Raw genomic sequence first — 15,538 nt, forward strand, 5'->3', positions numbered from 1 at the left:
TGGCTTGCCTGCGATGCAGACGCCTCGGTGCACTTGATGTATCGAGGCGATCCCATCGCGGGCAAGCCCGGCTCCCACATTATTTCGCCCCCGCAATTATTCCTGCGCCTTCAATATCCCTCGCTACACTCCTTCTACTACTAAGGTCGTCTGGAACCTGTTCCTCAGCCGCATACAGTGGATATGTTCCAATAATAAAAAGCTGTGCTGCGAGGATAAAAACAATGAACGACAGCATTTACCTCTCGATTCAAAACAGCCCGCGTTTCAAGGAGCTGGTTAGTAAAAGGGAAAGATTCGCCTGGATTCTCTCGGCAATCATGCTTGGGCTTTACTCCGCTTTCATTCTTCTGATTGCCTATGGGCCGCAAATACTGGGGGCCAAGATCAGCCCCGGTTCGTCCATTACGTGGGGGATCCCGATCGGGGTCGGGCTGATTGTGTCGGCCTTCGTCCTCACCGGCATCTATGTACGACGCGCCAACGGCGAATTCGACGACTTGAACAATGCGATTCTCAAGGAGGCTGCGCAATGATCCGTCGTCTATTGGCTGTACTCGGCGCTTCGGCCTTTGCACCTGCCGTTTGGGCGGCCGATGCACTGACCGGCGAAGTGCATAAACAACCGCTGAATATCGCAGCGATCCTGATGTTCGTGGCCTTCGTCGGCGCGACCTTGTGCATCACCTACTGGGCGTCCAAGCGCAACAAGTCGGCGGCCGACTACTATGCGGCCGGCGGCAAGATCACCGGGTTCCAGAACGGTCTGGCGATTGCCGGTGACTACATGTCGGCAGCCTCCTTCCTGGGGATTTCCGCGCTGGTGTTCACCTCCGGCTACGACGGCCTGATCTACTCGATCGGCTTCCTGGTGGGCTGGCCGATCATTCTGTTCCTGATCGCCGAGCGCCTGCGCAACCTGGGCAAATACACCTTTGCCGACGTGGCGTCCTATCGCCTGGGGCAAACCCAGATCCGCAGCCTGTCGGCCTGTGGCTCTTTGGTGGTGGTGGCGTTCTACCTGATCGCGCAGATGGTCGGCGCGGGCAAGCTGATCCAGCTGCTGTTCGGCCTGGATTATCACGTCGCGGTGATCCTGGTGGGCATCCTGATGTGCCTCTATGTGTTGTTCGGCGGCATGCTGGCGACCACCTGGGTGCAGATCATCAAGGCAGTGCTGCTGCTGTCCGGTGCCTCGTTCATGGCGCTGATGGTGATGAAACACGTCAACTTCGACTTCAACATGTTGTTTGCCGAGGCGATCAAGGTTCACCCTAAAGGTGAAGCGATCATGAGCCCGGGCGGCCTGGTGAAAGACCCGATTTCGGCGTTCTCCCTCGGCCTGGCACTGATGTTCGGTACCGCCGGCCTGCCGCACATCCTGATGCGCTTCTTCACTGTGAGTGACGCAAAGGAAGCTCGCAAGAGCGTGCTGTATGCCACTGGCTTCATCGGCTACTTCTATATCCTGACCTTCATCATCGGCTTCGGCGCGATCCTGCTGGTCAGCACCAACCCGGCGTTCAAGGATGCTGCAGGTGCCTTGCTCGGCGGTAACAACATGGCGGCGGTGCACCTGGCCAACGCGGTGGGCGGCAGTATCTTCCTGGGCTTCATCTCGGCCGTGGCGTTTGCCACCATCCTGGCAGTGGTTGCCGGTTTGACCCTCGCGGGTGCTTCGGCGGTGTCCCATGACCTGTACGCCAGCGTGATCAAGAAAGGCAAGGCCAACGAGAAGGATGAGATTCGCGTATCGAAGATCACCACCATCGCCCTGGCAGTACTGGCGATTGGCTTGGGCATCCTGTTTGAAAGCCAGAACATCGCGTTCATGGTGGGCCTGGCGTTCTCCATTGCGGCCAGCTGTAACTTCCCGGTGCTGCTGCTTTCCATGTACTGGAAAAACCTCACTACCCGCGGTGCGATGATTGGTGGCTGGCTGGGCTTGATCAGTGCCGTTGGCCTGATGATCCTCGGCCCGACCATCTGGGTCTCGATCCTGCACCATGAGAAGGCGATCTTCCCTTACGAGTACCCGGCGCTGTTCTCGATGATCATTGCGTTCATCGGCATCTGGTTCTTCTCCATCACCGACAAGTCGGCGGCGGCAGAGAAGGAACGTGCGCTGTACTTCCCGCAGTTTGTGCGTTCGCAAACTGGCCTGGGGGCGAGTGGGGCGGTTAGCCACTAAGCCTGTAACAGTTACAAAAAAATGCCCCGGTCGTGAGATCGGGGCTTTTTTTTGCCTTTATTGGTAACAGATACGACAAAACTGTTTCTCAAATCCGGCACAAATAAAAACGGCCTCCCTATCACAAAGGAGGCCGTTTTCGGTGTAGCCAAGTAGCGATCAGCTTACTTGCGGTCTTCCAGCTTGGTGATGTCACGCGACTCGTAGCCAGTGTACAGCTGGCGCGGACGGCCAATCTTGTACGGGCTGGAGAGCATTTCTTTCCAGTGGGAGATCCAGCCCACGGTTCGCGCCAGGGCGAAGATCACGGTGAACATGCTGGTTGGAATGCCGATCGCCTTGAGGATGATCCCCGAGTAGAAGTCGACGTTCGGGTACAGCGAGCGCTCGATGAAGTACGGGTCGGTCAGGGCGATCTCTTCCAGGCGCATGGCCAGTTCGAGTTGTGGATCGTTCTTGATGCCCAGTTCCTTCAACACTTCGTCGCAGGTCTTCTTCATTACGGTGGCGCGCGGGTCGCGGTTCTTGTAGACCCGGTGACCGAAGCCCATTAACTTGAACGGATCGTTCTTGTCCTTGGCCTTGGCGATGAACTTGTCGATGTTCGAGACATCGCCGATTTCATCGAGCATGGTCAATACGGCTTCGTTCGCACCGCCGTGGGCAGGGCCCCACAGTGCGGCGATACCGGCGGCGATACAGGCGAACGGGTTGGCGCCCGAGGAGCCCGCCAGGCGCACGGTAGACGTCGAGGCGTTCTGTTCGTGGTCGGCGTGGAGGATGAAGATCTTGTCCATCGCGGCGGCCAGCACCGGGCTGATCGGTTTGATCTCGCACGGGGTGTTGAACATCATGTGCAGGAAGTTTTCCGCGTACGTCAGGTCGTTGCGCGGGTACATCATGGGTTGACCCATGGAGTACTTGTAAACCATTGCGGCCAGGGTCGGCATCTTGGCAACCAGGCGGATCGCGGAGATTTCGCGATGCTGCGGGTTATTGATGTCCAGGGAGTCGTGATAGAAGGCCGACAGGGCGCCGACTACGCCGCACATGACGGCCATCGGGTGGGCGTCGCGACGGAAGCCGTTGAAGAAGGTCTTCAACTGCTCGTGAACCATGGTGTGGTTCTTCACGGTGCTGACAAACTGGGCCTTTTGCTCAGCTGTTGGCAATTCGCCATTAAGCAGCAGGTAGCAGGTTTCCAGGTAGTCCGACTGTTCAGCAAGCTGTTCGATCGGGTAGCCGCGGTGCAGCAGGATACCGTTATCACCGTCGATATAGGTGATCTTCGACTCGCATGAGGCGGTCGACATGAAGCCTGGGTCGAAAGTAAAACGGCCCGTGGCCGTCAGGCCCCGTACGTCGATAACATCGGGACCAACGGTGCCGGTTAAAATGGGCAGCTCGACGGGGGCTGCGCCCTCGATGATCAACTGCGCTTTTTTGTCAGCCATGTGGCCTCCTATTTATGCTTCAAATCATCAGACAGACCCCCCACGCAGGGCCCGCACCACTATAGTGAGATAAATTCAGATGTCAATTTGCCTAAAGTCTTGCTCCAGAAGGCTTTAACCGTACTTTTTCCTCGAAATTACCTGCCGTTTACGCCTTTTATGCCGCCAGCGCAATGCGCTATTAGGGTGAGGAGTGCGCGTTGTCATTAGTTGCCTAACTGTCTATACTCGGCCTCCGACCGCCAGGGGCTTTTGGGCCCGTTTTGATGGGGGTCGCACTCCCTGGGTGGTGGTTACCTGACCAGTGCACTCCCCAACAACTTTGCCCTGATTGTTAGGGGCTCTTCAGTGTGAAAAAAAGCCGTGAATAGCCAACGACCTGTAAACCTAGACCTAAGGACCATCAAACTCCCCATCACCGGCGTAACGTCGTTCCTGCACCGTGTATCCGGCATCATCCTGTTTCTTGGCCTGGGCATCATGCTTTATGCATTGAGCAAATCCCTGGGTTCGGAAGAAGGGTACGCCGAGGTGAAGGCATGCTTGACCAGTCCGCTGGCCAAATTCGTCGCCTGGGGCCTCCTGTCCGCTCTGCTTTATCACCTTGTGGCCGGTATTCGCCACTTGATCATGGACATGGGTATCGGTGAGACGCTGGAAGGCGGCAAGCTGGGCTCGAAAATCGTCATCGCCATTTCCGTGGTGCTGATCGTTCTGGCGGGAGTTTGGATATGGTAACCAGCGTTACGAACCTGTCGCGTTCGGGCCTCTATGACTGGATGGCGCAACGTGTGTCTGCGGTTGTTCTCGCGGCTTATTTCATCTTCCTGATCGGGTACCTCGCGGCGAACCCTGGCATTGGCTACGCCCAATGGCACGGCCTGTTCGCTCACAACGGGATGCGCATCTTCAGTCTGCTGGCCCTTGTAGCCCTGGGCGCTCACGCCTGGGTTGGCATGTGGACCATCGCGACCGACTACCTGACGCCGATGGCGCTGGGCAAGTCCGCGACAGCAGTACGGTTTCTCTTCCAGGCAGTATGCGGCGTCGCGATGTTCGCTTACTTCGTCTGGGGTGTGCAGATTCTTTGGGGTATCTGATTCATGGCTAACACAGTTAATACGCTTTCATTCGACGCCATCATCATTGGCGGCGGCGGTGCCGGCATGCGCGCTGCGCTGCAACTGGCCCAGGGCGGTCACAAGACTGCCGTGATCACCAAGGTGTTCCCGACCCGTTCCCACACCGTTTCGGCCCAGGGTGGCATCACCTGCGCCATCGCCTCCGCCGATCCAAACGATGACTGGCGCTGGCACATGTACGATACCGTCAAGGGTTCCGACTATATCGGTGACCAGGACGCTATCGAATACATGTGCTCCGTAGGCCCGGAAGCGGTCTTCGAGTTGGAACACATGGGTCTGCCGTTCTCCCGTACCGAACAGGGTCGCATCTACCAGCGTCCGTTCGGCGGTCAGTCGAAAGACTTCGGTAAGGGTGGCCAGGCCGCTCGTACCTGTGCCGCAGCCGACCGTACCGGTCACGCGCTGTTGCACACCCTGTACCAGGCCAACCTGAAGGCCGGCACCGTATTCCTCAACGAATACTACGGCGTCGACCTGGTGAAGAACGAAGACGGTGCCTTTGTAGGCATGATCGTTATCTGCATCGAAACCGGCGAAACCTCTTACGTGCGGGCTAACGCCACCGTATTGGCGACCGGCGGTGCAGGCCGTATCTACTCTTCGACTACCAACGCCCTGATCAACACCGGTGACGGTATCGGCATGGCCCTGCGTGCAGGCGTTCCGGTACAAGACATCGAAATGTGGCAGTTCCACCCGACCGGCATCGCCGGCGCCGGTGTACTGGTTACAGAAGGTTGCCGTGGTGAAGGTGGTTACCTGATCAACAAGAACGGCGAGCGATTCATGGAGCGTTATGCTCCGAACGCCAAAGACCTTGCCGGTCGTGACGTTGTAGCCCGTTCCATGGTTAAAGAGATCATCGCCGGTAACGGCTGTGGTCCCGATGGCGACCACGTGATGCTGAAGCTCGATCACCTCGGTGAAGAAGTGCTGCACAGCCGTCTGCCAGGCATCATGGAGCTGTCCAAGACCTTTGCCCACGTTGACCCGGCTGTTGCGCCGATCCCGGTTGTTCCAACTTGCCACTATATGATGGGCGGCGTTGCCACCAACATTCATGGCCAGGCGATCACCCAGGACGCCGACGGCGTTGACCAGATCATCCCTGGTCTGTTCGCGGTAGGTGAAGTGGCGTGCGTATCGGTTCACGGTGCCAACCGTCTGGGCGGCAACTCGCTGCTCGACCTGGTGGTATTCGGTCGCGCCGCCGGCCTGTTCCTGGAACAGACCCTGAAGGAAGGCGTTGATTACGCGCGTCCACGCCAGTCCGACATCGACGCTGCCCTGGCACGTCTGGATGGCCTGAACTCGCGTACCGATGGCGAAGACGTTGCCTCCCTGCGCAAAGAACTGCAAAGCTGCATGCAGAACTACTTCGGTGTGTTCCGTACCGGCGAATACATGCAGAAAGGTATCGCCCAGCTGGCTGACCTGCGTACGCGCATCGCCAACGTCAAGATCAACGACAAGAGCCAGGCGTTCAACACCGCTCGAATCGAAGCCCTTGAGCTGCAAAACCTGCTGGAAGTGGCTGAAGCGACTGCGATCGCCGCCGAGGTTCGTAAAGAATCCCGTGGTGCTCACGCTCGTGAAGACTATGAAGACCGCGACGACGAAAACTGGTTGTGCCACACCCTGTACTTCCCGGGTGACAAGCGCGTAACCAAGCGTGCCGTGAACTTCTCGCCGAAGACGGTTCCGACGTTTGAACCGAAGATTCGGACTTACTAAGGGTGGCTGCCATGTTGAAAGTCAGTGTTTATCGCTACAACCCTGATCAGGACGCTGCGCCGTTCATGCAGGAATTCCAGGTCGATACCGGTGGTAAGGACCTGATGGTGCTGGACGTGCTGGCCCTGGTTAAAGAGCAGGACGAAGGTTTCTCCTATCGTCGCTCTTGCCGTGAGGGTGTTTGCGGCTCCGACGGCATGAACATCAACGGCAAGAACGGCCTGGCATGCATCACGCCGCTGTCTTCCGTGGTGAAAGGCAACAAGTTGGTTGTTCGTCCGCTGCCAGGTTTGCCGGTTATCCGTGACCTGGTCGTCGATATGAGCATCTTCTACAAGCAATACGAGAAGGTTAAGCCATTCCTGCAGAACGACACGCCGGCTCCGGCCATCGAGCGTCTGCAGACTCCGGAAGAGCGCGAGAAGCTGGACGGTCTGTACGAGTGCATCCTGTGCGCTTGCTGCTCGACTTCCTGCCCGTCCTTCTGGTGGAACCCCGACAAGTTCCTGGGCCCAGCTGCCCTGCTGCAAGCGTACCGCTTCCTGGCAGACAGCCGTGACACCAAGACTGCCGAGCGTCTGGCTTCGCTGGATGACCCGTTCAGCGTATTCCGCTGCCGCGGGATCATGAACTGCGTCAACGTATGTCCCAAAGGCCTGAACCCGACTAAGGCCATTGGTCACGTACGTAGCATGCTGCTGCAAAGCGGCGTGTAACCGACGTTGTAGTAAAAGCAGGACCGTTGTGCCCGTAGATGCTACGGCGCAGGCTTCAACCGGCGCCGTAGTTTTAACTTGAGCAGCGACTTACAAAGACGCGGCTCTTATTTTGAAGAAATGAGACAAGCAGGGGCATTCGGGTTGGTACCCGAACTATCAGCGTGATCCTAAGTGGCTTGTTTTGGTCGCTGCACTTGGCCTTTTGCAAGCAAACTCGGTGTTTTCGCCGGTGGTGTCCCCAAATCGAGGGTGACCAAGCATGCAAGAAAGCGTGATGCAGCGCATGTGGAACAGCGGCTATCTTTCAGGTGGTAACGCTGCCTATGTGGAAGAGCTTTATGAGCTCTACCTGCACGACCCTAACGCTGTGCCAGAAGAATGGCGCACCAAATTTCAGACGTTGTCTTCAGACGGCAACGCTGCCACCGATGTATCGCACGCAACAATTCGCGATCAGTTCGTGCTGCTGGCAAAGAACCAGCGCCGCGCCCAGCCGGTTTCTGCCGCAAGCGTGAGCAGTGAGCACGAGAAGAAGCAAGTTGAAGTACTGCGACTGATCCAGGCCTACCGTATGCGTGGCCACCAGGCAGCCCAGCTTGACCCGCTGGGGCTGTGGCAGCGTCCTGCACCTGCAGACCTGTCGATCAATCATTACGGCTTGACCAATGCCGATCTTGATACGACCTTCCGTGCCGGCGACCTGTTCATCGGCAAAGAGGAAGCGAGCCTACGCGAAATTCACGAAGCGTTGCAGCAGACATATTGCCGCACCATCGGTGCCGAATTTACGCACATCACTGATTCCGAGCAGCGCCACTGGTTCCAGCACCGCCTTGAAGGCGTGCGTGGTCGCCCGGTGCTGTCTGCGGACGTCAAGAGCCACTTGCTCGAGCGCGTCACTGCAGCGGAAGGCCTGGAAAAATACCTGGGCACCAAATACCCGGGCACCAAGCGTTTCGGCCTGGAAGGCGGCGAAAGCCTGATCCCGATGCTCGACGAGCTGATCCAGCGTTCCGGTTCCTACGGCACCAAGGAAATCGTGATCGGCATGGCCCACCGTGGCCGCTTGAACGTGCTGGTCAACACCTTCGGCAAGAACCCGCGCGAGCTGTTCGACGAGTTCGAAGGCAAGAAGAAGGTCGAGCTGGGTTCCGGTGACGTTAAATATCACCAGGGCTTCTCGTCCAACGTAATGACCACCGGCGGTGAAGTTCACCTGGCCATGGCGTTCAACCCATCCCACCTGGAGATCGTTTCTCCAGTGGTCGAGGGGTCGGTACGTGCGCGCCAGGATCGTCGTAACGATTCCACCGGTGAGAAGGTCCTGCCGATTTCCATCCACGGTGACGCGGCGTTCGCCGGTCAGGGTGTGGTCCTGGAAACGTTCCAGATGTCGCAGACTCGCGGCTTCAAGACCGGCGGTACCGTTCACATCGTCATCAACAACCAGGTGGGCTTCACCATCAGCAACCCGCTGGACGCACGCTCTACCGAGTACGCGACCGACGTTGCCAAGATGATCCAGGCGCCGATCCTCCATGTGAATGGTGATGATCCGGAAGCCGTGTTGTTCGTGACCCAGTTGGCCATCGATTACCGCATGCAGTTCAAGCGTGACGTGGTCATCGACCTGGTCTGCTACCGTCGTCGCGGTCACAACGAAGCGGATGAGCCTAGCGGCACCCAACCGTTGATGTACCAGCAAATCACCAAGCAGCGCACCACCCGTGAGCTGTATGCCGATAGCCTGATCAAGGCCGGCGTGGTGGACGATGCACGTGTTCAGGCGAAGATCGATGAATACCGCAACGCGCTGGACAACGGCCTGCATGTCGTGAAAAGCCTGGTTAAAGAGCCGAACAAAGAGTTGTTCGTTGACTGGCGTCCGTACCTGGGCCACGCCTGGACTGCGCGTCACGACACCTCGTTCGATCTGAAGACCCTGCAGGAACTGTCGGCCAAGCTGCTGGAAATCCCAGACGGTTTCGTCGTACAGCGCCAGGTTGCGAAGATCTACGAAGACCGTCAGAAGATGCAAGCCGGCGGCCTGCCGATCAACTGGGGTTACGCTGAAACCATGGCGTACGCGACCCTGGCGTTCGAAGGTCACCCGATCCGCATGACCGGCCAGGACATCGGCCGCGGTACGTTCTCGCACCGTCACGCTGTGTTGCACAACCAGAAAGACGCGGGCACCTACATCCCGTTGCAGAACCTGTACGAAGGCCAGCCACGTTTCGACCTGTACGATTCGTTCCTGTCCGAAGAAGCCGTACTGGCGTTCGAATACGGTTACTCGACCACCACGCCTCAGGCGCTGGTGATCTGGGAAGCCCAGTTCGGCGACTTCGCCAACGGTGCCCAGGTGGTTATCGACCAGTTCATCACCAGCGGCGAGCACAAGTGGGGCCGTCTGTGCGGTCTGACCATGCTGCTGCCACACGGTTATGAAGGTCAGGGTCCGGAGCACTCCTCGGCCCGTCTGGAGCGTTACCTGCAATTGTGCGCCGAGCACAACATCCAGGTGTGCGTGCCGACTACCCCGGCCCAGATCTACCACTTGCTGCGTCGCCAGGTGATCCGCCCGCTGCGCAAGCCGCTGGTAGTGCTGACGCCGAAATCGCTGCTGCGTCATAAATTGGCCATCTCGACCCTGGAAGATCTGGCGGATGGTTCGTTCCAGACCGTTATTTCAGAAATCGACACCCTGGACGCGGCCAAGGTCACTCGCCTGATCCTGTGCAGCGGCAAGGTTTACTACGATTTGCTGGAAAAACGCCGTGCCGAAGGCCGCGAAGACATCGCCATCGTGCGGATCGAGCAGCTTTACCCGTTCCCGGAAGACGACCTGATGGAGGCCATCGCGCCTTACACCAACCTCACCAATGTGGTGTGGTGTCAGGAAGAACCGATGAACCAGGGCGCGTGGTACAGCAGCCAGCATCATCTGCGTCGCAGCATCGGCAATCACAAACAGGCACTGGGCCTGGAGTACGCCGGTCGTGATGCTTCTGCTGCACCTGCGTGTGGTTATGCGTCGATGCACGCCGAGCAGCAGGAAAAACTGCTGCAAGATGCTTTCACTGTTTAACGCCTTCGCGCTGACTGAAACCGAATTTTAAGGACCCACAGATAATGGCTATCGAAATCAAAGCCCCGTCATTCCCGGAATCGGTTGCCGATGGCACCGTTGCCACCTGGCACAAGAAACCAGGCGAGGCCGTCAAGCGTGACGACCTGATCGTCGACATCGAAACCGACAAGGTCGTGCTCGAAGTGTTGGCTGAAGCTGACGGCGTGCTGGGCGCAATCGTTGCCGAAGAAGGCGCTACCGTCCTGTCGAACCAGGTACTGGGCTCGATCGAAGAGGGCGGTGCTGCTGCCGCTGCTCCTGCTCCTGCCGCCGCTGCTGCACCGGCTGCTGCCGCAGCTCCAGCTGCTGCACCGGCTGCGGGTGGCGAAGATCCAATCGCTGCACCGGCTGCGCGTCAGCTGGCTGACGAAAACGGCATCAACCTGGCGTCCATCAAGGGCACCGGCAAAGATGGCCGTGTGACCAAGGAAGACGTGGTTGCCGCCGTTGAAGCCAAGAAAAACGCTCCAGCTGCTGCGCCTGCCAAGGCTGCCGCCCCGGCTGCCGCTGCTCCTGTGTTCGCCGCTGGCGACCGCACCGAGAAGCGCGTACCGATGACCCGCGTGCGTGCCACCGTGGCCAAGCGCCTGGTTGAAGCACAGTCGAACATGGCGATGCTGACCACGTTCAACGAAGTCGACATGACCGAAGTCATGGCCCTGCGTTCGAAGTACAAGGACCTGTTCGAGAAGTCCCACAACGGCGTACGCCTGGGCTTCATGTCGTTCTTCGTGAAAGCGGCCACCGAAGCGCTGAAACGCTTCCCGGCAGTCAACGCTTCCATCGACGGCGGCGACATCGTTTACCACGGTTATGCTGACGTCGGCGTTGCCGTCTCCAGCGACCGTGGCCTGGTGGTACCGGTTCTACGTAACGCCGAGCTGATGAGCCTGGCTGAAATCGAAGGCGGCATCGCCAACTTCGGCAAGAAAGCCCGTGACGGCAAACTGACCATCGACGAGATGACCGGTGGTACCTTCACCATCACCAACGGTGGTACTTTCGGTTCGATGATGTCGACTCCGATCGTCAACCCGCCACAAGCTGCGATCCTGGGCATGCACAACATTCTGCAGCGTCCTATGGCGATCAACGGCCAAGTGGTTATCCGCCCGATGATGTACCTGGCGCTGTCGTACGATCACCGCCTGATCGATGGTAAAGAAGCCGTGACTTTCCTGGTGACCATCAAGAACCTGCTGGAAGACCCGGCTCGTCTGCTGCTGGATATCTGATAAAGCGGCGGTGCGCCGTACCACCCGGTCTGCCGCGAGGCGGGCCGGAGTGCGGCTCACGGCTTGAAGCTTTTAGCTAAAGAGGATTTTTTTTCATGTCGCAGAAATTTGACGTTGTAGTGATTGGCGCAGGCCCTGGCGGCTACGTTGCCGCCATCAAGGCCGCACAACTGGGCCTCTCGACTGCTTGCATCGAAAAATACACCGACAAGGAAGGCAAACTGGCGCTGGGCGGTACTTGCCTGAACGTTGGCTGCATTCCTTCCAAGGCGCTGCTGGACAGCTCCTGGAAATTCCACGAAGCGCAAGACGGTTTTGCCATCCACGGCATCAACCACGCTGGCGTGACCATGGACGTGCCAGCGATGGTCGGCCGCAAGGCCAACATCGTTAAAGGCCTGACTTCCGGCGTTGCTACCCTGTTCAAGGCCAACGGCGTTACTTCCCTGCAAGGCCACGGCAAACTGCTGGCCGGCAAGAAAGTTGAAATCACCAAGCCTGACGGTTCGACCGAAATCATCGAAGCCGAGAACGTGATCCTGGCTCCAGGTTCGCGTCCAATCGACATTCCACCGGCTCCGGTCGACCAGAACGTGATCGTTGATTCGACCGGCGCCCTGGAATTCCAAGCGGTTCCAAAACGTCTGGGCGTGATCGGCGCTGGCGTGATCGGCCTGGAACTGGGTTCGGTCTGGTCCCGCCTGGGTTCCGAAGTGACCGTGCTGGAAGCCCTGGACACGTTCCTGCTGGCTGCCGACACCGCAGTGTCCAAAGAAGCGCTGAAAACCCTGACCAAACAAGGTCTGGACATCAAGCTGGGCGCTCGTGTTACCGGTTCCAAGGTTAACGGCGAAGAAGTTGTCGTGACCTACACCGACAAGGATGGCGAACAGACCATCACTTTCGACAAGCTGATCGTAGCCGTTGGTCGCCGTCCGGTGACCACTGACCTGCTGGCTTCCGACAGCGGCGTGAACATCGACGAGCGTGGTTTCATCCACGTTGACGATCACTGCGCTACCACCGTGCCGGGCGTCTACGCCATTGGCGACGTGGTTCGCGGCATGATGCTGGCGCACAAGGCTTCCGAAGAAGGCATCATGGTTGTCGAGCGCATCAAGGGTCACAAGACCCAGATGAACTACGACCTGATCCCGTCTGTTATCTACACCCACCCGGAAATTGCATGGGTCGGCAAGAACGAACAGCAGTTGAAAGCTGAAGGCGTTGAAGTTAACGTCGGCACCTTCCCGTTTGCCGCTTCTGGCCGTGCCATGGCAGCCAACGACACCGGTGGTTTTGTCAAAGTCATCGCTGATGCCAAGACTGACCGCGTATTGGGCGTCCACGTGATTGGCCCAGGCGCAGCAGAACTGGTTCAGCAAGGCGCAATCGGTATGGAATTCGGCACCAGCGCCGAAGACATCGGCATGATGGTTTTCTCCCATCCGACCCTGTCCGAAGCGCTGCACGAAGCCGCGTTGGCAGTGAATGGCCATGCCATCCACATCGCCAACAAGAAGAAGCGCTAAGCGAGATAATAAGAAACCACGGCGGTTGCCCGTCGTGAGCCTTGTGCGCAAGACTCACCGCGGAATATCCGCTGGACGCAGTCTTGCGCAGTTTCACCACCCAGGGTTCAGGCCTTTGGTGGTTTGACTGTGCAAGCAGCAGTCACAGGTGGCGCGGCACTCAATAAAGAGCGCAGCGCCGAATGCGCAGTACCTAACGAAGACGGTAATAAGCATGAATCTTCACGAGTATCAGGGTAAGCAGCTGTTCGCTGAATACGGCCTGCCAGTATCCAAGGGTTACGCAGTAGACACCCCGGAAGCAGCAGCAGAAGCTTGCGACAAAATCGGCGGCACCGAGTGGGTTGTCAAAGCCCAGGTCCACGCTGGTGGTCGCGGTAAAGCGGGCGGCGTTAAGCTGGTTCGCAGCAAAGAAGACGCCAAAGCCTTCGCTCAGCAGTGGCTGGGCAAGCGTCTGGTGACTTACCAGACTGATGCCAATGGCCAGCCAGTCACCAAGATCCTGGTTGAATCGTGCACTGATATCGCTAAAGAGCTGTACCTGGGCGCTGTCGTTGACCGTTCGAGCCGTCGCATCGTGTTCATGGCCTCCACCGAAGGTGGCGTGGACATTGAGAAGATCGCTGAAGAAACCCCAGAAAAAATTCTGAAAGCCACTATCGATCCACTGGTTGGCGCTCAGCCATTCCAGGGTCGCGAGCTGGCATTCCAGTTGGGTCTGGAAGGCAAGCAAGTTGCCCAGTTCGCCAAGATCTTCGTAGGTCTGGCCAAACTGTTCCAGGATCACGATCTGGCCCTGCTGGAAGTGAACCCGTTGGTGATCAAGGCTGACGGTGATCTGCATTGCCTCGATGCCAAGATCAACATCGACGCCAACGCCATGTACCGTCAGCCTAAGCTGAAGACTTTCCACGATCCGTCGCAAGACGATCCGCGCGAAGCGCACGCTGCCAAGTTCGAACTGAACTACGTAGCCCTGGAAGGTAACATCGGTTGCATGGTCAACGGTGCTGGCCTGGCCATGGGTACCATGGACATCGTCAACCTGCATGGCGGCAAACCAGCCAACTTCCTCGACGTAGGCGGCGGTGCCACCAAAGAACGCGTTACCGAAGCGTTCAAGATCATCCTGTCCGACTCCAACGTCGCTGCAGTACTGGTCAACATCTTCGGCGGCATCGTTCGTTGCGACATGATTGCCGAAGGCATCATCGGTGCAGTGAAAGAAGTCGGCGTTAAAATCCCGGTTGTTGTGCGCCTTGAAGGTAACAACGCTGAACTGGGCGCTAAAGTACTGGCAGAAAGCGGTTTGAACATCATCGCTGCTACCAGCCTGACCGACGCTGCTCAACAAGTTGTCAAAGCTGCGGAGGGCAAATAATGAGCGTCCTGATCAATAAAGACACCAAGGTTATCTGCCAGGGTATTACCGGTTCCCAAGGTAGTTTCCACACCCAGCAAGCCATCGAATACGGCACCAAGATGGTGGGTGGCGTTACTCCTGGTAAAGGCGGCACCGAGCACCTGGGCCTGCCAGTGTTCAACACCGTGAAAGATGCTGTAGCTGCCACTGGCGCCACCGCCAGCGTGATCTACGTTCCAGCTCCTTTCTGCAAGGACTCCATCCTGGAAGCAGCATTCGGCGGCATCAAGCTGATCGTTTGCATCACCGAAGGCATTCCTACCCTGGACATGCTGGACGCTAAAGTTAAGTGCGACGAGCTGGGTGTAGTCCTGATCGGCCCTAACTGCCCAGGCGTGATCACTCCAGGCGAATGCAAGATCGGCATCATGCCAGGTCACATTCACTTGCCAGGTAAAGTCGGTATCGTTTCCCGTTCCGGCACCCTGACCTACGAAGCTGTCAAGCAGACTACTGACGCCGGTTTCGGTCAGTCGACTTGCGTCGGCATCGGCGGTGACCCGATCCCAGGCTCGAACTTCATCGACATCCTGAAGCTGTTCCAGGAAGACCCGAAGACCGAAGCGATCGTAATGATCGGTGAGATCGGCGGTTCGGCTGAAGAAGAAGCGGCTGCCTACATCAAGGCACACGTGACCAAGCCGGTTGTTTCCTACATCGCTGGTGTGACTGCCCCTGCTGGCAAGCGCATGGGCCATGCTGGCGCAATCATCTCTGGCGGCAAGGGTACTGCAGACGAGAAGTTTGCTGCCCTGGAAGACGCAGGCGTTAAAACCGTGCGTTCGCTGGCAGACATCGGCAAGGCTTTGTCCGAGCTGACCGGTTGGGCTGTCAAGTAAGCCTCGCGCTTAACTGACGCTTCACCCCACAAAGGCCACCTTCGGGTGGCCTTTGTGCTTTCTGCCGGTGGGTGGAGATCAACTTGTGGGAGCGGGCTTGCTCGCGAAGGCGGTGTGTCAGTCAGCTCATGAG

Annotated in this window: 12 protein-coding genes; 11 read left to right on the forward strand and 1 reads right to left on the reverse strand. The window is 58.1% G+C overall.

Annotated features, from left to right (window positions below):
* The first annotated feature begins 224 nt into the window (after positions 1 to 224).
* Positions 225 to 536 (forward strand): DUF485 domain-containing protein, encoded by a 312-nt coding sequence (locus ACW9I6_RS16170; protein WP_003210577.1) that lies wholly within the window; start codon positions 225 to 227, stop codon positions 534 to 536.
* The gene (locus ACW9I6_RS16175) at positions 533 to 2,191 is read left to right on the forward strand and encodes a cation acetate symporter (protein WP_003210576.1); all 1,659 of its coding nucleotides are present in this window, start codon (positions 533 to 535) and stop codon (positions 2,189 to 2,191) included. The genes ACW9I6_RS16170 and ACW9I6_RS16175 overlap by 4 nt, the downstream gene beginning before the upstream one ends.
* A 164-nt stretch (positions 2,192 to 2,355) precedes the next feature.
* Here ACW9I6_RS16175 and gltA read toward each other — a convergent pair whose 3' ends face one another.
* Positions 2,356 to 3,645 (reverse strand): citrate synthase, encoded by a 1,290-nt coding sequence (gltA, locus tag ACW9I6_RS16180; protein WP_003210575.1) that lies wholly within the window; start codon positions 3,643 to 3,645, stop codon positions 2,356 to 2,358.
* A 363-nt stretch (positions 3,646 to 4,008) separates the two neighbouring features.
* On the opposite strand from gltA, the gene sdhC reads away from it, so the two are divergent.
* From sdhC to sucD, 9 genes are all read left to right on the forward strand, one after another.
* Complete coding sequence (gene sdhC / locus ACW9I6_RS16185; protein WP_008433998.1) at positions 4,009 to 4,383, forward strand: succinate dehydrogenase, cytochrome b556 subunit; 375 nt, start codon at positions 4,009 to 4,011, stop codon at positions 4,381 to 4,383.
* Complete coding sequence (gene sdhD, locus ACW9I6_RS16190) at positions 4,377 to 4,745, forward strand: succinate dehydrogenase, hydrophobic membrane anchor protein (RefSeq protein ID WP_003210573.1); 369 nt, start codon at positions 4,377 to 4,379, stop codon at positions 4,743 to 4,745. Before sdhC ends, sdhD begins: the two co-directional genes overlap by 7 nt.
* A gap of 3 nt (positions 4,746 to 4,748) precedes the next feature.
* Positions 4,749 to 6,524: a succinate dehydrogenase flavoprotein subunit gene (sdhA, locus tag ACW9I6_RS16195; protein ID WP_003210572.1), complete on the forward strand. Its 1,776-nt coding sequence runs from the start codon at positions 4,749 to 4,751 to the stop codon at positions 6,522 to 6,524.
* A gap of 11 nt (positions 6,525 to 6,535) precedes the next feature.
* Positions 6,536 to 7,240: a succinate dehydrogenase iron-sulfur subunit gene (locus ACW9I6_RS16200; RefSeq protein ID WP_003210571.1), complete on the forward strand. Its 705-nt coding sequence runs from the start codon at positions 6,536 to 6,538 to the stop codon at positions 7,238 to 7,240.
* Positions 7,241 to 7,502: 262 nt separating this feature from the next.
* Positions 7,503 to 10,334, forward strand: a complete 2,832-nt coding sequence (locus ACW9I6_RS16205) for a 2-oxoglutarate dehydrogenase E1 component (protein WP_003210570.1) — start codon at positions 7,503 to 7,505, stop codon at positions 10,332 to 10,334.
* 44 nt (positions 10,335 to 10,378) lie between these two features.
* Positions 10,379 to 11,611, forward strand: a complete 1,233-nt coding sequence (gene odhB / locus ACW9I6_RS16210) for a 2-oxoglutarate dehydrogenase complex dihydrolipoyllysine-residue succinyltransferase (protein ID WP_008434003.1) — start codon at positions 10,379 to 10,381, stop codon at positions 11,609 to 11,611.
* 95 nt (positions 11,612 to 11,706) lie between these two features.
* A complete protein-coding gene (gene lpdA, locus ACW9I6_RS16215; RefSeq protein ID WP_003210568.1) occupies positions 11,707 to 13,143 on the forward strand; it encodes a dihydrolipoyl dehydrogenase in 1,437 nt (478 codons plus the stop codon).
* Positions 13,144 to 13,357: 214 nt separating this feature from the next.
* Positions 13,358 to 14,524, forward strand: a complete 1,167-nt coding sequence (gene sucC, locus ACW9I6_RS16220) for an ADP-forming succinate--CoA ligase subunit beta (RefSeq protein WP_003210567.1) — start codon at positions 13,358 to 13,360, stop codon at positions 14,522 to 14,524.
* On the forward strand, positions 14,524 to 15,405 hold the full coding sequence (gene sucD, locus ACW9I6_RS16225; RefSeq protein ID WP_003210566.1) for a succinate--CoA ligase subunit alpha: 882 nt from the start codon (positions 14,524 to 14,526) through the stop codon (positions 15,403 to 15,405). Before sucC ends, sucD begins: the two co-directional genes overlap by 1 nt.
* Positions 15,406 to 15,538 lie beyond the last annotated feature (133 nt).

The sequence above is a fragment of the Pseudomonas sp. SDO5522_S412 genome, assembly GCF_054071215.1.